The organism is Pedobacter albus, from assembly GCF_036324255.1.
In the GTDB taxonomy this organism is placed as follows: Bacteria; Bacteroidota; Bacteroidia; order Sphingobacteriales; family Sphingobacteriaceae; genus Pedobacter; species Pedobacter albus.
Window position 1 is genome coordinate 772,043 of sequence record NZ_JAZDQT010000003.1, and the last position, 16,145, is coordinate 788,187.

Genomic DNA, 16,145 nt, shown 5'->3' on the forward strand with positions numbered 1-16,145 from the left:
ACGGCGTTGGGCTCAAGCTGTCCGAAAAAACTTATTTTCATCAAAAAATAACATTAAATGAAGAGTTTCTTTTTATTGGCTTTGGCCGGTTTGTCTTTTACAGCTGGCGCACAAGATCATTTCGGCCCTGTTTTTAAGCAAATCAACACCGAAGTACAGGCCCATTCCAATGCCTATGGCAATTTGAAGGATGCATCGACCACCATTGGCCACCGTTTAACCGGATCAGCAAATGGGGCAAAGGCCGAAGCCTATGTTTATAACTTGCTCAAATCGTATGGTTGCGACGTTAAATACCAACCTTTCGAAGTAGAAAGCTGGGACAGAAAGACTCTTGCCGTAAAAATAGGCGACGATGCCAGTCACTTGGCCGATATGAAAGCCGTAACCTTGGCACATTCGCCTGTGTCGGCTCAGGTAACTGCCGAATTGATTGACGTAGGCAACGGCCTCGAAGCAGATTATGCAGGCATTGCCGATAAAGTAAAAGGAAAAATTGCTTTGATTTATTTGGGCGTATTGCCAGGCTCAGCCAAAGGCACACCTTCTTTGCACCGTTCCGAAAAAACCGCTATTGCCACCAAATATGGCGCTGCTGGTGTAATTATTATCAATACCGTAAAAAATGGCGTACTCTTAACCGGAACAGCCTCTGTAACCGGAAAGCTTATTCCGATACCAGCCGTTTGTATTGGCTTGGAAAATGGCATGGCTCTTAAAGAAAAACTAAAAACTACGCCACAAACAGCCAGTATTGCCATGACCAATTTCTCGGGCCTCATCAAAGCGCGCAACGTGATTGCAACTTTTAAGGGAACCGAATTCCCGAAAGAAAAAGTAGTTGTAGGTGGCCACTTGGATAGTTGGGATCTGGCTACTGGTGCCATCGATAACGGTATTGGCTCTTTCGCCGTGGTGGATATGGCCCGTACCTTTAAAAAACTGAACCTCAAAACCAAACGTACCATAGAATTTGTGCTTTTTATGGGCGAGGAGCAGGGCCTGCTAGGCTCGAAGGCTTATGTTGAACAAGCCAAGAAAAACGGCACGCTAAATCAGGTGAGTTTCATGCTCAACTACGATATGACCAACGATCCGAAAGGATTTTCGACCAGCAGAAAAGAAATGGAAACCTTGTTTAAAGGCTGGGGCGAGGAAGTGGTGAAAATCGATACCGGCTTTAAAAATCTTTTTCAGGCGGGCGCAGGCTTGCATAGCGATCATCAGCCGTTTATGTTAGAAGGTATTCCTACCGGCGGAGGCGCTGGTGGCCGATTGCCAAACAATTCTGGCCCTTATTATCACTCTGATGGCGATTTGTTTAAATTGGTTGACGAGCAGGGGCTTAAAAATACGGTACGTTATTCGGCCATGCTTACCTACGCCTTAGCCAATACGCCAAAAATTCCAGTTGGCAAAATGAACGATGCCGACCTGAAAGCTTTCCTTGAAAAAAATAACCTGAAGCTGCCTTTGCAGGTGGCTGGCGAATGGCGTTGGGGAGATTAATGGTTCATTGGCCATTAGTCATTAGTTCATTAGCCATTGGTTCATTGGGTGATTGGTCATTTTTGGTGCGTAAGATTGGGCAAAGCTTTCAAATGAAATCTAAAATGATGTTTTTAAAGCTTTTGACTATGGACTATCAGCCATGGACAATCGACTATGAACCATTGACCATCGACCTGGTCTGGTCTAACTGTTAATATAGCTTTCCAGTTGTGAAATGGTCTGTTTTTGATCGGCAATGATAAATTTTACCACGTCGCCGATAGAAACCATTCCGGCCACCTTGGTGCCATCCATTACCGGCAAATGCCTGATGTGCTTGTCGGTCATCAGTTCCATGCACAGTTCAATACTGTCGGCAGGGCTTACCGTGATTGGATTGCTGGTCATCGCCTCGCTTAGTGGCGTGGTGTTGGACGACTTGCCATGCAACACGATCTTGCGCGCATAATCGCGCTCGGTAAAAATGCCCAGCAGGTTGTCGTTGTCCATAATCAGTAGGGCGCTGATGTTTTTTTCGGTCATCACTTTGAGTGCATCGAGCACCGAATCGGTAGAAGCAGCCGCATAAACCTGAACGGGTTTGGTGCTGAGGATTTGTTGGACGCTTTTCATAATGCTTTGAGATTTAGCTAATTAAATTTAACTAAAATAAATTAGAAATGCCATAGGCTTAAAGCATAAAGAACACAGTAAAGGTCGATGTTGCTTTTGAAACTACACTTCGTTATAGAGCCAAACCAAATTTCGCTCTTTAACAGAAACATGCTCGGTTAGCTCTTTGGGCGTACAGCCTGTAAAGGTTTTAAAATCCTTGATCAAATGGGCCTGATCAAAATAATGATTGGAATAAGCTACCTGGGTAAGCTGTTTGGGTTTGGCCATCAGTTCGTTTAGCGTATGCCTAAACCGCAACGTTTTGAGATAGCCTTTCGGGTTTTGCCCCAAATGCGTCGAAAATAGTCTGTACAAGGTCGATTCGTTGAGTTGTAATGTTTTAGCTAGCTCTTCTACGGGCAAAGCCTTGTTTTGGCCAACGGCCGAAATCAGTTGCAAAGCCTCGTTCATTTTGGAAGGAAGATTTTCGAGGTTTAGGTTTTTCAGTAATAGGGTTTCCAGCAAGGCTGCCCGTTCAAAAAAATCCGCGGTGCCGAATAAGGCCTCTAAAAAATTAGGGCTCTTTTGAAAGATGGCATTAAAAACATCGTCGGTACTGAGCAGGTCTTTGTAGGCTTCTTTGGTAAACAAACGTAGGGCCGCCGGACTAAACAGTATACAAACCTGATCTAAGTCCGATTGTACCTGTACCTTAAAGGGCAGGTTGTGAAAGCCATAAAGCCTGCTGGTAAAAGAATTTTGCCCGTTCGATACCTTGCAGTTGTTTACGCCAGCTGTTGATTGGTATTCAACATGGTTGTTTTTGTAAATGGCTAGGCAGAGGTTATTGTTCGGAAACGTTACATAGCTGCTTGCTACTTTGGCATCCTGCTTAAAAAAGAGAAAATACTGGATATGCTTTTTTAATAGGGGATGCTTGGGCGCTATGATATGGGTATTCATGTTGAAATGGCCAGCAACGGTTGAAGCTGCTGGCTCTAAAATTAAAGATTATCTGCCAAAGGTATCATAATTATCGGTGGCGTATTTTTCAAAACGCACAAATAACTTGATGTTGGCTTTTTCTATGGCGCTCAGCTTCACGTCTACATTGTCGGTTACGGGTACATACCACTCCACCGGATCGAAGAACTGACGATAGCCTATTTTTTTGAAAGTATAGCCGTGTCTGGCAAAAATGGTATTTCTCAAAATCTCCAGATCCAGTTTCTTCAGGTTTTTGAGTTCGGCTTCGGTAAAGGCATGCGTAGATGAATTGACCGTGTATACAATGTTATTGGCCTGACGGTAATAATTGTCTTTCAAGGTGTCGACCACACCCTCTACTGTGTCTACCCTGGTTTTGGTTTGCGACGAATAGTAGTCGATATAATCGTTTTCGCCCGACAGCATTACATTGGGGTTATAGCTGAACTCTTTCGGCGTAAGTTTAAAACTGCGTTTGGTTACCGGCAAGGTGGTATCGTAGGCCGTCCAGGTTCCCACAAGGGTATCTTTTACCAGCTCAAATTCAAAGCGGCCATCGTATTTGTTGTCGCCGGGCTCGGCCAGGTTAAAGATGATTCTTCCATTGCGTTCGGTCATTTTTCCGGTCAAGGGCCTTTTGTTGCCGGCAACGATACTTTGAGCGGTTACCACGCCGTTTACAATGCTTTTAATGGCGAGGTTTATTTTATTGGAAACGTGGAATGTTTCATCTTCCTTATATTCTTCGGCTATGAAATCGCCTACCCAAAAACCGTTCAGGTTTTGATGTTCGAGCTTGGGCGCTGTGGCCGATTGCTCGGCGCTGGTGGTTTTCTGGTCTTTGTTTTGGCAGGCGGTGCAATAAATGGCAATGCTCAAAACAAGGAAGCATAGTTTTTTCATAGGGTTAGTTTTTTCGGTCTTTTCTGATTAAATATTCAACAATTAACAAATTAGGTATCCAGCCCAGCCAGGCGATGATCTGGTAAACATCCATGGGTGCCGGATGAAATAAATATACTAAAATAACTTTCCAAAGCCTTAGCGTAATGGCCGAAAAGGCCAAAGCAAAGCTTCTGAGCATCAATTGGCGATGCTTTTTGATGTTACCTTGTTTAATGTAGCCTAAGGCTTTAAGGGTAAAGAAAATCCAAAGCAGGCCCAACAGAATGAAAGAAATCCGTGCCGTCCATCCACCGTTGGCATACCAGCCCATGTAAACACCCGATGGTCCGGCCAAAAAAACAACCACCAGTACATAAAGATAGCCGATTGCCCTGTGCAGCTTTTTGTATTTGGCGAGTAGCTTATGGTTAAATTGGGTAAAACCGGCCAGCAGGCAAAAAATGGCCGTATACACATGTACATAAAAGATAGGCAGGTAGCTTGCTACGCCATTAACCTCGGTTTGTTTGATTTGCAAAAAAGCAACCGTTTGGCTAAACGGAAGGTAACGCAGGGTGAGCTGTGCCATGAGCACAAAGAAAAAGGAAAAGAAAAGGAGCCAGGCAAAGGTGAAATAGCCGGATTGTTTTTTCATGGCTATAACAGCTCCAAAATCTCGTCAACATACTTGCGGTCGTTGGCCAGGCGAGGCACTTTGTGCTGGCCCCCCAGCTTGCCACGAACTTTTAGCCATTTGTAAAAGGTATCGGCAGGGGCATTATGCACTTTCGGGCGGCGCAGGGCCATGTCTTTAAAGCGTTTGGCATCGTAGTCCGAATTGACCTCGCGCAGGGTTTGGTCAAGCACATCAACAAACTGCTCAAAATCCTGTGGCTGCGTTTCAAATTCAATGATCCATTCGTGTCCTCCGGCTTCTTCGCCCTTAAAGTAGATGGGGCAGGCCGTGTAGTCTTTGATTTTGGCCGCCGTAAGCGAACAGGCTTTGGTCAGCGCGTTTTCGGCATTGTCTATAATCAGTTCTTCGCCAAAAGCATTGATAAAATGCTTGGTACGGCCGGTTATCTTGATGCGGAAAGGAGAGAGCGAGGTAAATTGAATGGTATCGCCAATCAGGTAACGCCAAAGCCCGGCATTGGTACTGATAATGATGGCGTAGTTTTTATGAAGTTCTACCTGTTCTAGCGATAAGGTTTTCGGATTTTCGTCTTCCAGGTTTTCTAAAGGCAGAAATTCGTAGAAGATGCCATAATCGAGCATCAGGAGCAGTTCTTCAGAGTTATCCTGGTCTTGTATGCCGAAAAAGCCCTCAGAAGCATTGTAAGTTTCGAGGTAATACATGTCTGGCGAAGGAATCAATTCCTTAAACTGTTCGCGGTAGGGTGTAAAATTAACGGCACCGTGAAAATAAAGTTCCAAATTGGGCCAAACTTCCAATAGGTTGCTTTTGCCGGTAAGCTCGAGTACCTTTTTGGCCAAAACGATGGTCCAGGTAGGTACGCCCGAAATGTTGGTTACGTTTTCTTTGATGGTGGCCTCGGCCATTTTATCCATCTTCTCTTCGTAATTGTCCATCAGGGCGATGGAAATATCGGGAGTACGGTAATATTCGGCCCACATGGGCAGGTTTTTGATCAGCACGGCCGAAAGATCACCGTAATGAATATCGTCGCAAAGCTGATTGATCTGATGGCTGCCACCCAGTACCAGGCCCTTGCCCGTAAACATCTGCGTGTTGGGCCGGTTGTTGCAATAGATGGAAATCATGTCTTTTCCACCTTTAAAATGGCATTCTTCCAAGGCTTCTTCAGACACCGGAATAAACTTGCTGCGGTCGCTGGTGGTACCCGACGATTTGGCAAACCATTTGATTTCTGATGGCCAAAGCACATTCTGTTCGCCTTTGAGCATGCGCTCGATGTAAGGCTTTAAAGTGTCATAGTTCTGGATGGGAACACGCTCCTTGAATTGCGAGGCGGTTAAAATCGATTTGTAATCGTATTTTTTGCCCCATTCGGTATTTTCGGCACTCGAAACCAAGGTGTGCAACCATTCTTCCTGAACATCGTGAGGATATTTGATAAAAAGCTCGATCTGGTGGATGCGCTTTTTCATGTACCAGGTAAAAATCGAATTTACAATCGCCATCAGCCTCCGAAATTATAGTTTTTTTCTACGCAGCACAAAGTTCGAGCCTAAATAAACCTTTCGTACCATTTCGTTGGCTGCCAATACCTCCGGTGTACCCGATTCGAGTATCTTTCCTTCAAAAAGCAGGTAAGCCCTATCGGTAATAGACAAAGTTTCCTGCACGTTGTGGTCGGTAATGAGGATGCCGATGTTCTTTTGTTTCAATTTGGCTACAATGCTCTGTATTTCTTCTACAGCAATCGGGTCTACGCCGGCAAAAGGCTCGTCTAACAGGATGAAATTCGGATTGGCTGCCAATGCGCGCGCAATCTCCGTCCGTCTACGTTCGCCCCCCGAAAGTAAATCGCCACGGTTTTTTCTTACTTTATGCAAGCTGAACTCGTTGATCAGTTCTTCCAGTTTTTCGTGCCTTTGCTCTTTGTTGAGCTTGGTCATTTCTAAAATGGCCATGATGTTGTCTTCAACGGTCAGTTTCCTGAACACGCTGGCCTCTTGGGCCAAATAGCCAATCCCCTTTTGTGCCCTGCGGTACATGGCATCTTTGGTAATGTCTTCGCCTTCCAGGTAAATGTTGCCTTCATTTGGCTTGATCAGCCCTACAATCATGTAGAAAGAAGTTGTTTTTCCAGCGCCGTTTGGCCCCAATAGTCCCACAATTTCGCCCTGACTTACATCAAACGAAACATGGTTGACCACGGTACGTTGCTTATATTTTTTAACCAGATTTTCGGCTCTTAAGATCATCTAGATTTACGATTTTAGAATTATGGTTTACGATTGGTTTTTGAAACCTAATCAATTTTAATGCCTTTTATGTTTAATTGCAAGCGCCTCTTGTCTTTCCATACATTTTCTTCAATGGTATAGCAGATATCGAACGGACGATTGGCTTTTAACAATTGCTCAAATTCTCCCTGTCCGAAGGCAATGCCATCAAAAATAGCTGAATTTTGTTGCTTTACAGCCAACTTGAGGTGATTTGTGCCAACAATTTGCGGATAGCCAACCAAGTTTACGCCTGTGCTCTTAAATACCGGTGCCATGTTTTGTGGTCCGAAAGGAGCCATTTGCGTTAAAATACGATAGAATTTGGCATCAATCTGCGTTAAGCTGATCTCGCTGTCTATCGAAATTTCGGGTATCAATAAATTCGGACTGATGGTAGCAGCCACCACCTTTTCGAACTTTTCGGTAAATGTATGGAGGTTTTCGGGCTTGAGGGTTAGGCCGGCTGCATATTTATGTCCACCAAATTGCTCCAATAACTCTTCGCAGGCCAGCAAGGCTTCGTAAAGATCGTAACCCACCACCGAACGTGCAGAACCGGTATATTTTCCATTCGATTCGGTAAGCACGATGGTTGGCCGGTAGTAAGTTTCGGTTAAGCGGGAAGCCACAATGCCAATAACGCCCTTGTTCCAGTGCTGCTGAAAAACCACTGTAGTTTTGCGGTTAACGAGCTCTTCGCTGGCCTCGATGATGGCTAAAGCCTCGGCTGTAATGTTCTGGTCGAACGATTTGCGGTCGGTATTCTGCAAGTTGATCAAAGTGCTTTGCTCTTCGGCCAGTTCGGCCACATCGCTGAGCAGCATTTTTACGGCGTCGCGCGCATGTCCCATCCGACCGGCCGCATTAATGCGTGGCGCCAGTTGAAACACCACATCCGAGATGGTATAGTTCTCGGTTCTGCCCGCAATCTGCATCAGGGCCCTGAGGCCAGTGCAAGGGTTTTCGTTCAGTTTGATGAGGCCAAAATGGGCCATCACCCTGTTCTCGTCAACTATAGGTACAATATCGGCGGCAATGCTTACCATGCAAAGGTCGAGGTATTGTTGGTAAAGCTCGTCGGGCAGGTCATGCAACTGGCAGTAGGCCTGTGCTATTTTAAAGCCAATGCCACAACCCGATAATTCTTTAAAAGGATATTCGCAATCAGCTCTTTTGGGGTCGAGTACGGCAATTGCCTCGGGAATATGCTCGGCAGGCAAGTGGTGGTCGGCAATAATAAAATCGATGCCCAATTGATTGGCATAGGCAATTTTATCAAGCGATCTGATGCCACAATCCAAAGCAATGATCAGCGTAAAGCCGTTGGCCTTGGCAAAATCTATCCCGATGGTAGAAATACCGTAGCCTTCCTGGTGCCTATCGGGAATGTAATAATCGATTTGCTGGGTAAATTGGCTCAAAAAGCTGTAGGTAAGGGCTACTGCCGTGGTGCCGTCTACATCGTAATCGCCATAAACCAGTATTTTTTCGCCCTGGCTAATGGCCCGGTCAATCCGATCAATGGCCTGTTCCATGTCCTTCATTAAAAAAGGATCGTGCAGGTGTGCCAGCTGGGGCCTAAAAAAGTAGCGGGCCTCTTCAAAAGTGGCGATGCCACGTTGTACCAGTATTTGCGCTAAACTTTGGTCTATGTTCAATTCCTGGGCAAGTTTTTCACTTGTTTCTATCGCGCCTTGCCCTACCTGCACCCATCTTTTTTTCATCGTAGCGTTATTCTTAGATCAATGTCAAGAGGCATGCCCAAACCCGTTGTTTGTGGTAAAGTTCGGGCAGGTTGCCTATATTTGTAGTGTCGTAAATATATCATTTAATTTCTGTTCAAAAAATAGCCATGTCTTTACAAGTTTTTACTTTAACCGAAGGGTCTTATTCTGTTGATGTTACCAAGCAATTTATTCCTTTCGATCCTAGTATACATCATCCAAAAGACAGGCCGGCTTCGTTGTTCATCCACGTGCAGCCCTTTTTGGTGAAGATTAATGACATGTTGGTGCTGTTGGATACAGGCTTGGGCTATAGCAACGAACAAGGCCAGCTGCATTTGCACGAGAACATTAAAAAAGCTGGATTTAGACCCGAAGATGTTCAGTTGGTGTTGATGTCGCACCTGCATTTCGACCACTCGGGCGGGATGGTGCATCACCACAATGGCAAAATGGAGCTGAGTTTTCCGGATGCGACTTACGTGATGCAAAGAGGAGAGTGGGAAACCGCTTTTTCGAGCACTTCGTCTTCTTACCATACCGATATTTTTGAGTTTCTGCAGGTCAATGCCGATATCCAGCTGATTGAAGGTTCGGGTCAGCTTAACGAGTTTATCAGCTACGAGCTTACCGGTGCCCACTGTCCATACCATCAGGTATTTTTGATAGACGACGGCATAGATAAGGCCTTTTTTGGTGGCGATGTGTTGCCGGAACCCGAAGAATTGTTGCGCAAGTTCATTGCCAAATACGATTACGATGGCAGGAAAGCGATGGAGCTGCGCGAAGAATTTGGACAAAAGGCTGCTGCCGAACATTGGAAATGCCTATTCTACCACTCTAAATCAAAAACACAGGCTTATATCGAACTAGACGGCGATCGTTTTAAGATCGTTTAGCTTCGAGCGCCTTGATCAGCTCGGTTAGTCTTTCTATAGACAAAGGCTTAGAGATAAAGCCTCTCACCGCGCTATAGCTTTTTGTTTTTTCGATATCGTTTTCGTAAACCGACGAAGACAGGATGTAAAGGTCTACCGGTTTTGCAATGCCGAGTTGCTGGTAGGCTTCTACAAATTCCCAGCCGTTCATTACCGGCATGTTGATGTCTATTAAAATGAGATGGGGAAGTGTTGCGCCTCTTGAAATCGCGTCTTTAAGGTAATCTATTGCCAGCTGACCGTTGCTTTTCGACACCATTTCTATGTCAAATCCGGTCTTCTCCACAATCTTTTTGATGATAAAAATATTGATATCATCGTCATCTATCACTAACAGATTAATCTTTGTATCTAACATTGAGGCTCTTATGTAAAGCAAGAAAGCTTTTTCTTAACGCTTTAAAGGTATAGATTGCTGCGCTAAATAACAACATAAAAAGGCCTCCCGCAAATGCAAGAGGCCTTTTTAGCGGATATGGATCCGTTTATTTTTTAGCTACCAATTTTACAGCAATGGTAAAATCGTCGTAGATGAAATTGTCGCCGATGTTAGCGAAAACCGATTTTGATTTGAACTGAATGCCAAATTTGGTTCTGTCGATGGTGATCTTGTCGGCAGTAGCTGTTACGGTTTTGTCAGCGTTCCAGGTAATCGTAGCCGGGAAAGTGATCGATTGGGTAATGCCTTTGATGGTCAAATCGCCTGTAACATTTACGTTAGCTCCGTTGCCGTCTACTTTTTTGATTACAAAGTTGGCTGCTGGAAACTTAGCCGCGCCAAAGAAATCGTCAGCTTTCAAGTGGTTTTCTAAACCGCCGTTTTTGTCGGCATCTTTAATGGTGGTCATATTGGCAATAAAGCCGCCTTCTGCCAATTTTTTGCCGTTAAAAGCCAAAGTGCCAGAAGTAAGGTCAACAGTTCCTTTGTGAGAACCTGCAAATTTTTTGCCTTCCCAAGTAATTGTCGATTTAGTTACGTCAACAGTGTAGATATCGGCTTTTGGAGTAAAAGCCAGGAAAGCGAAACTAGCTACGAAAGCCAGCAATAACATTGATGTGATTTTCAATTTCATCTGAATTTTTTTTAAGTTTTTGTAAAGGTATTTAAATTGTCGAAGCTAAAAAATACCATATGTTAAGATTTCGTCTTCCAAAATTCTTAACCATAGCCTTTCCGGTTCGTTTGGTGGGGTTAGAATGAAAAACAAGCCAAAGGTTTAATTGATTTCTGACAATCGGGTTATAAAATCTAATCAGTATTGGGCTTGCCGAAGATTTCTTCCAGTTCACTTTTGATGGTTAAATGGCTAAAAAAAGTTGGCCAATTTAATTTGTAATGTTCTTCGAGGGTGTTAGAGGCTGTTTTTACTGATGCTTTTTGAAACATTCAGGTCGACTATATACCTCATGGCCTTAGTTGCTTAGCGTTACTTTCGGAATTGCTGCACCAATCATGGTGTTTAATTGTTTGGATTAGTACCCAAATATAAGGATTGGTGCCGAAGCACCATGCGCATTTAAAGAAAAAGCCCGAGCAATTTGCCCAGGCTTTATATTGTGGATTACACTTGCGAAGTTTTTAAAACTTCGCAAGTGTGTTTACGTAAACTTCGCAAGTGTGGCTTGTTTAAGCAATCGCTTCTTCCATATAGCTTTCTAGCGGAGGGCAAGCGCAGATTAGCGATCTGTCGCCATGGCTGTCGTTTACCCTGCCTACCGATGGCCAGAATTTATAGGCAGCCACATAAGGAAGCGGGAAGCCGGCAGTTTGTCTGCTATAGCTGTGGTTCCATTCGTTGGCTGTAATTACAGCGGCAGTATGTGGCGCATTTTTCAATGGATTATCGGTTTTGTCTAGTTTGCCGCTTTCAACTTCGCTGATTTCATTTCTGATGGCAATTAAAGCATCGCAGAAACGGTCTAACTCATGTTTAGGCTCGCTTTCGGTTGGCTCAACCATTAAAGTACCCGCCACAGGGAAAGATACAGTTGGTGCGTGGAAGCCATAATCCATCAAGCGTTTGGCAATATCAACCACCTCGATGCCAAAGTTTTTAAAGCTGCGGCAATCTAAAATCATTTCGTGCGCACAACGGCCTTGGCTGCCCGAATACAACACTGGGTAGTGAGATTCTAAGCGGGCTTTCATGTAGTTGGCATTCAAAATGGCATATTTAGTGGCGTTGGTCAATCCATCGGCACCCATCATGGCAATGTAGGCATGAGAGATGATCAAGATCGAGGCCGAACCCCAAGGGGCTGCAGAAACTGCGTGGATAGATTTTTCTTTGTTGATATCAACCACCGCATGGCCCGGCAAATACTTAACCAAGTGGGCAGCTACACCGATTGGACCCATGCCTGGGCCACCGCCTCCGTGTGGGATACAGAAGGTTTTGTGCAGGTTCAGGTGACAAACATCGGCACCGATATTGGCCGGACTGGTTAAGCCTACCTGGGCGTTCATATTCGCACCGTCCATGTAAACCTGGCCACCGTTTTGGTGAATGATGTTGCAGATATCGATAATGCTTTCTTCGAATACGCCGTGCGTAGAAGGATAAGTTACCATTAAACACGATAGGTTAGCGGCATGTTCTGCTGCTTTGGCTTTTAAGTCGTCAACATCGATGTTGCCGTTTTCTAGCGATTTTACCACTACGATTTTCATGCCTGCCATGGCTGCCGAAGCAGGGTTGGTTCCGTGTGCCGAAGCCGGGATTAAGGCAATGTTACGGTGGTGATCGCCACGGTCTTGGTGGTAAGCTCTGATCACCATCAAACCGGCATATTCGCCTTGTGCACCAGCATTAGGCTGAAGGCTCATGGCGGCAAAGCCCGTAATTTCACTCAACCATTTGTCTAGCTCGTCAAATACGGTATAGTAGCCCAATACTTGGTCGTTTGGTGCAAACGGGTGGATTTTGCCAAACTCTGGCCAAGTAACCGGAATCATTTCGGTGGTGGCGTTCAGTTTCATGGTGCATGAACCCAAAGCAATCATCGAGTGGCAAAGCGAAAGGTCTTTGGTCTCTAAAGATTTGATATAGCGCAACATTTCGTGCTCCGAATGATGCGAATTGAATACCGGATGGGTTAAGTAAGCCGATTGGCGTTGCAAGCCGGCAGGAATAGTGGTGCTTACTTGGTCAACCACGTTAATGCTGTCTGAAGCAATGCCTTTAACTTTCGAGAAAATGCGAACCAACAGGGTAACATCTTCAAAGGTGGTGGTTTCATCTAAAGCGATGCTTACCAAATTGCCTTTATAGTTGAGGTTGATGTTGTTGTCTAGACATTCTTTGTGGATCGAATCGGTCAAATCGCCCAAATCCAGCTGAATGGTATCGAAATAAGCTTTGCTCAATACATTGTAGCCGATTTTTGAAAGCGACTGGGCCAGGCTTACGGTTAGGCCATGGGTGCGCTCTGCAATCAGTTTCAAGCCTTTTGGACCATGGTAAGCGGCGTAAAAGCCAGCCATGATGGCCAATAAAGCCTGAGCGGTACAGATGTTAGAAGTTGCTTTGTCTCTGCGGATGTGCTGCTCGCGGGTTTGCAAAGCCATGCGCAAGGCATAGTTGTCGTTGCTATCGATGGTTACGCCAATGATACGGCCAGGGATAGAACGCTTGTATTCGTCTTTAGTGGCAAAATAAGCGGCGTGCGGACCACCGAAACCCATTGGTACGCCAAAACGTTGCGTAGTTCCTACCACCACGTCGGCACCCCACTCTCCCGGAGGAGTTAACAAGGTTAAGCTCAACAGGTCGGCAACTACGGTTAATTTGATGTTTTGGTTATGTAGCGCGTTGGCAAAGTTGGTATAGTCGTAAACTTCGCCATTGGCCGCAGGATATTGTACAATGGCACCAAAGAAGTCCTCGCTAGGCGTAAACTCTTCATGGTTGCCAATAACGAGCTCAATGCCGAAAGGATTGGCTCTGGTTTTTAAAATGTCGATGGTTTGGGCAAACAACTGCTCAGATACAAAGTATTTTACGGCAGCTTGGTTTTTGCGCAAACTGTATTGCATAAACATGGCTTCGGCAGCTGCGGTACCTTCGTCTAACAACGAAGCATTGGCTATTTCCATGCCGGTTAAATCAATTACCATGGTTTGGAAATTAAGCAATGCCTGCAAACGGCCTTGGGCAATTTCTGCCTGGTACGGCGTGTACTGCGTGTACCATCCCGGGTTTTCCATCACATTGCGCAGAATTACACCTGGCGTAATGGTGTCATAGTAACCCTGACCAATGTACGATTTAAAAACTTTGTTTAGCGAAGCCGTTTGTTTGAGGCTTGCCAAATACTCGGTTTCAGATTTAGCCTTAGGTAGGTTTAAAGGCTGTTTTAACCTGATTTGCTGAGGAACTGTTTGTTCAATCAGTTCGTCAATTGAGGCAACGCCAACGGTTTGCAACATGGCTGCTGTATCTTCAGCATTCGGCGCAATGTGGCGTTCTTTAAATTCTTCTTGGTAGTGGATGTTTAAGCTCATGAAGTATAGCAATAATTGATGCCGCAAAGGTAAGAAAACTATCCCTATTTTTTGCCATCAAAATGGCTGTGCAAACGTCATATTTTAGTCTCAAATACAACCTGTTAAATCTATGTTTTTAGTAGGGTTTAAGGATGGGCATTTAGGCTTTTGCTCTATTTTTTGACATTTCGACTATTTGCGGTCTGTTTCGACTATTGAAACAACAACTTAAAGTTAATTATTTATACTTTAGCGAAAACTTACCGGAGATACAATTGAGCAATTGATTGAGGTGTTAGACATTTCAATCCAGCTGTAAGTTTAACTGAGCAGCTTACATTTGGTTTACTGTTCGCGCAGAATAGATAGACCAAATGTTCGCATCGTGTAGCTAGCGTAGGCTAATTCCAGCTTTTTTAGATATAGTTTAGCAGGAGGTACATACTATTTTGGCTTGCTTGGTGAAGAACACCGATAAATTCCAGAAACGGATTGTAAATCCATAGTTCGTTCAGTCGGTAAAGCATTTCCCGGCCAACTCCAACAAGAAAAAAGAGGTAATTGTTTAAGTCATGCTGGTCGGGATGTGCCATCTCGACCATGCTAAAATTACTTCAGGACCTTCCAGCCTTCTTCCTTGTCGAATTTGAGGCGATAGGTTTTGGTAATGAAATTGCTGTTCTCGCTTGCGTTTTTCTGGAATGGTGCAAAAGCGGTGTTGATCTTTTTGAGCGATACCGTAACCTTGGCGTTATTGTCGTTTATCCGGTTAAAATCAACTGGTTTTTCGCTGGCCAATTCGTATTGTATTACCTTCACCGTAGCCTTATCATCGTCTTGTTTAAGCACCAGTTCGCTGGCTTTGTCGGTAAGCCTGATCTGAAAAACATAGCTGCTGTCTTTAGAAAGGAATTTCTTTTTGGCGCTTTGCAAACTGAGCGATACATAACCTTCGTCGGCCAATTGGCGGTATTTTTCCAGTTCCTTCATATCCTTTTCGCTGTTGAACTTCATTTCGCCAAAGTTGAAACGGGCCGTTTTGTATTCCGGATTGGCTTTGAGGTAATCGGTAATCTTCTCTCCGGCTTCTTTTTCGTTGATGGTGGCTACGTTTTTACAGCCAATGGCAATAACGAACAGACTAAGTATGATCAGGAAACGGTTTTTCATGTGGTTTTTCTTTTAAAGATATTCCCCTTTTTTATATTTTCCAAATTTGGCAGGAGCATGGCGCCCAAAATAATGAACACGCCCAGCCAGCGCATAGGGCCCACTGACTCGTGCAATACCAAAGCCGACATGCTCACCGCCACAGGCAGTTCTGCCGAGCTTAAAATAGAGCTGAGCGTAAAGCCCGCACGCGGAATGCCTGCGGCAAAACAGAGTGGCGGAATGACGGTGCCAAAAATAGCCAATATCATTCCCCATTTGAGCAAACTGCCGCCTAAAGCCCCGTTAAACAGGAAGTGTGGAGGCAATACCACGAAAATAAGAATACAAGCGCCAGTAATCATTAATGCGCTTTTTTGAAGTGGCGGATATTCATTGCCCAGTTTGCCGTTCAGCATGAGAAAAATGGCATAGCACAAGGCGGCCAATAAGCCAAAACCTACGCCCACCAGGTTAATGTCGGCCAGTTTGGTGTCGGTAAAACCGCTGGCCAATACTGTGCCGGCCAAAATCAAAATAATGGCGAATATTTGGGCTTTGTTGGGCTTCTTTTTGTAGATGAACAGTTCTAGCAATACGCTGATCCATACAAACTGCATCAACAGGATGATGGCCAGGGAAGCCGGAACAAATTTTACGCATTGGTAATAGGTAAGGCTAACCAAGCCCGTAAAAAAGCCAGCGCCAACCAGTTTGAGCCAATGGGTTGTTAATACTGGCTTCGGTTTTTTGCTGAGGCTGCTTTGGATGAGGTGCAGTGCCCAAAGCATGAGGGCGCCAAACAGTGCCTGTGTGCCGGTAACATCGCCTAAAGTATAGCCTTCGGCATAAGCCAGTTTTACAAAAGTAGAGAGAATACCGAAGCTACATGCACCAAAAAGTACAAGGAATATGCCTTTTAACATGGGTTAT

General features: G+C 44.8%; 14 protein-coding genes. 2 read left to right on the forward strand and 12 right to left on the reverse strand.

What is annotated here, in order from left to right; translation table 11 throughout:
- Positions 1–57 precede the first annotated feature (57 nt).
- Positions 58–1,509 carry a M20/M25/M40 family metallo-hydrolase gene (locus tag VRU48_RS18555; RefSeq protein ID WP_330109418.1) on the forward strand — a complete coding sequence of 484 codons (1,452 nt, stop codon included), beginning with the start codon at positions 58–60 and terminating at the stop codon, positions 1,507–1,509.
- A 186-nt stretch (positions 1,510–1,695) separates the two neighbouring features.
- Here the strand turns inward: VRU48_RS18555 and VRU48_RS18560 are convergent, their stop codons facing one another.
- The 7 genes from VRU48_RS18560 to recJ all read right to left on the reverse strand — a co-directional run bounded on the left by VRU48_RS18560 (position 1,696) and on the right by recJ (position 8,639).
- Entirely contained in the window at positions 1,696–2,124 is a 429-nt protein-coding gene (locus VRU48_RS18560; RefSeq protein ID WP_330109419.1) for a CBS domain-containing protein, read from the reverse strand.
- Positions 2,125–2,226: 102 nt separating this feature from the next.
- Positions 2,227–3,069: a helix-turn-helix transcriptional regulator gene (locus tag VRU48_RS18565; protein WP_330109420.1), complete on the reverse strand. Its 843-nt coding sequence runs from the start codon at positions 3,067–3,069 to the stop codon at positions 2,227–2,229.
- A gap of 48 nt (positions 3,070–3,117) precedes the next feature.
- Complete coding sequence (locus VRU48_RS18570) at positions 3,118–3,996, reverse strand: YARHG domain-containing protein (RefSeq protein WP_330109421.1); 879 nt, start codon at positions 3,994–3,996, stop codon at positions 3,118–3,120.
- A gap of 4 nt (positions 3,997–4,000) precedes the next feature.
- The gene (locus VRU48_RS18575; protein WP_330109422.1) at positions 4,001–4,633 is read right to left on the reverse strand and encodes a DUF2306 domain-containing protein; all 633 of its coding nucleotides are present in this window, start codon (positions 4,631–4,633) and stop codon (positions 4,001–4,003) included.
- Between the two features lie 2 nt (positions 4,634–4,635).
- Positions 4,636–6,144: a GH3 auxin-responsive promoter family protein gene (locus VRU48_RS18580; RefSeq protein ID WP_330109423.1), complete on the reverse strand. Its 1,509-nt coding sequence runs from the start codon at positions 6,142–6,144 to the stop codon at positions 4,636–4,638.
- A 12-nt stretch (positions 6,145–6,156) separates the two neighbouring features.
- Positions 6,157–6,891, reverse strand: a complete 735-nt coding sequence (gene lptB, locus VRU48_RS18585) for an LPS export ABC transporter ATP-binding protein (RefSeq protein WP_330109424.1) — start codon at positions 6,889–6,891, stop codon at positions 6,157–6,159.
- A gap of 47 nt (positions 6,892–6,938) precedes the next feature.
- The gene (gene recJ, locus VRU48_RS18590; protein WP_330109425.1) at positions 6,939–8,639 is read right to left on the reverse strand and encodes a single-stranded-DNA-specific exonuclease RecJ; all 1,701 of its coding nucleotides are present in this window, start codon (positions 8,637–8,639) and stop codon (positions 6,939–6,941) included.
- A gap of 128 nt (positions 8,640–8,767) precedes the next feature.
- Between recJ and VRU48_RS18595 the strand changes: the two genes are divergently transcribed.
- Positions 8,768–9,538 (forward strand): MBL fold metallo-hydrolase, encoded by a 771-nt coding sequence (locus VRU48_RS18595; RefSeq protein WP_330109426.1) that lies wholly within the window; start codon positions 8,768–8,770, stop codon positions 9,536–9,538.
- On the opposite strand, the gene VRU48_RS18600 is transcribed toward VRU48_RS18595, so the two are convergent.
- The 5 genes from VRU48_RS18600 to VRU48_RS18620 form a co-directional block, all read right to left on the reverse strand.
- On the reverse strand, positions 9,525–9,935 hold the full coding sequence (locus VRU48_RS18600; protein WP_330109427.1) for a response regulator: 411 nt from the start codon (positions 9,933–9,935) through the stop codon (positions 9,525–9,527). The two genes, VRU48_RS18595 and VRU48_RS18600, sit on opposite strands and share 14 nt — an antisense overlap.
- 127 nt (positions 9,936–10,062) lie before the next feature.
- Entirely contained in the window at positions 10,063–10,650 is a 588-nt protein-coding gene (locus VRU48_RS18605; RefSeq protein ID WP_330109428.1) for a YceI family protein, read from the reverse strand.
- Between the two features lie 554 nt (positions 10,651–11,204).
- Entirely contained in the window at positions 11,205–14,081 is a 2,877-nt protein-coding gene (gene gcvP, locus VRU48_RS18610) for an aminomethyl-transferring glycine dehydrogenase (RefSeq protein WP_330109429.1), read from the reverse strand.
- A gap of 591 nt (positions 14,082–14,672) precedes the next feature.
- Positions 14,673–15,233: a hypothetical protein gene (locus tag VRU48_RS18615; protein WP_330109430.1), complete on the reverse strand. Its 561-nt coding sequence runs from the start codon at positions 15,231–15,233 to the stop codon at positions 14,673–14,675.
- Complete coding sequence (locus VRU48_RS18620) at positions 15,230–16,138, reverse strand: EamA family transporter (protein WP_330109431.1); 909 nt, start codon at positions 16,136–16,138, stop codon at positions 15,230–15,232. The genes VRU48_RS18615 and VRU48_RS18620 overlap by 4 nt, the downstream gene beginning before the upstream one ends.
- Between the last annotated feature and the right edge of the window lie 7 nt (positions 16,139–16,145).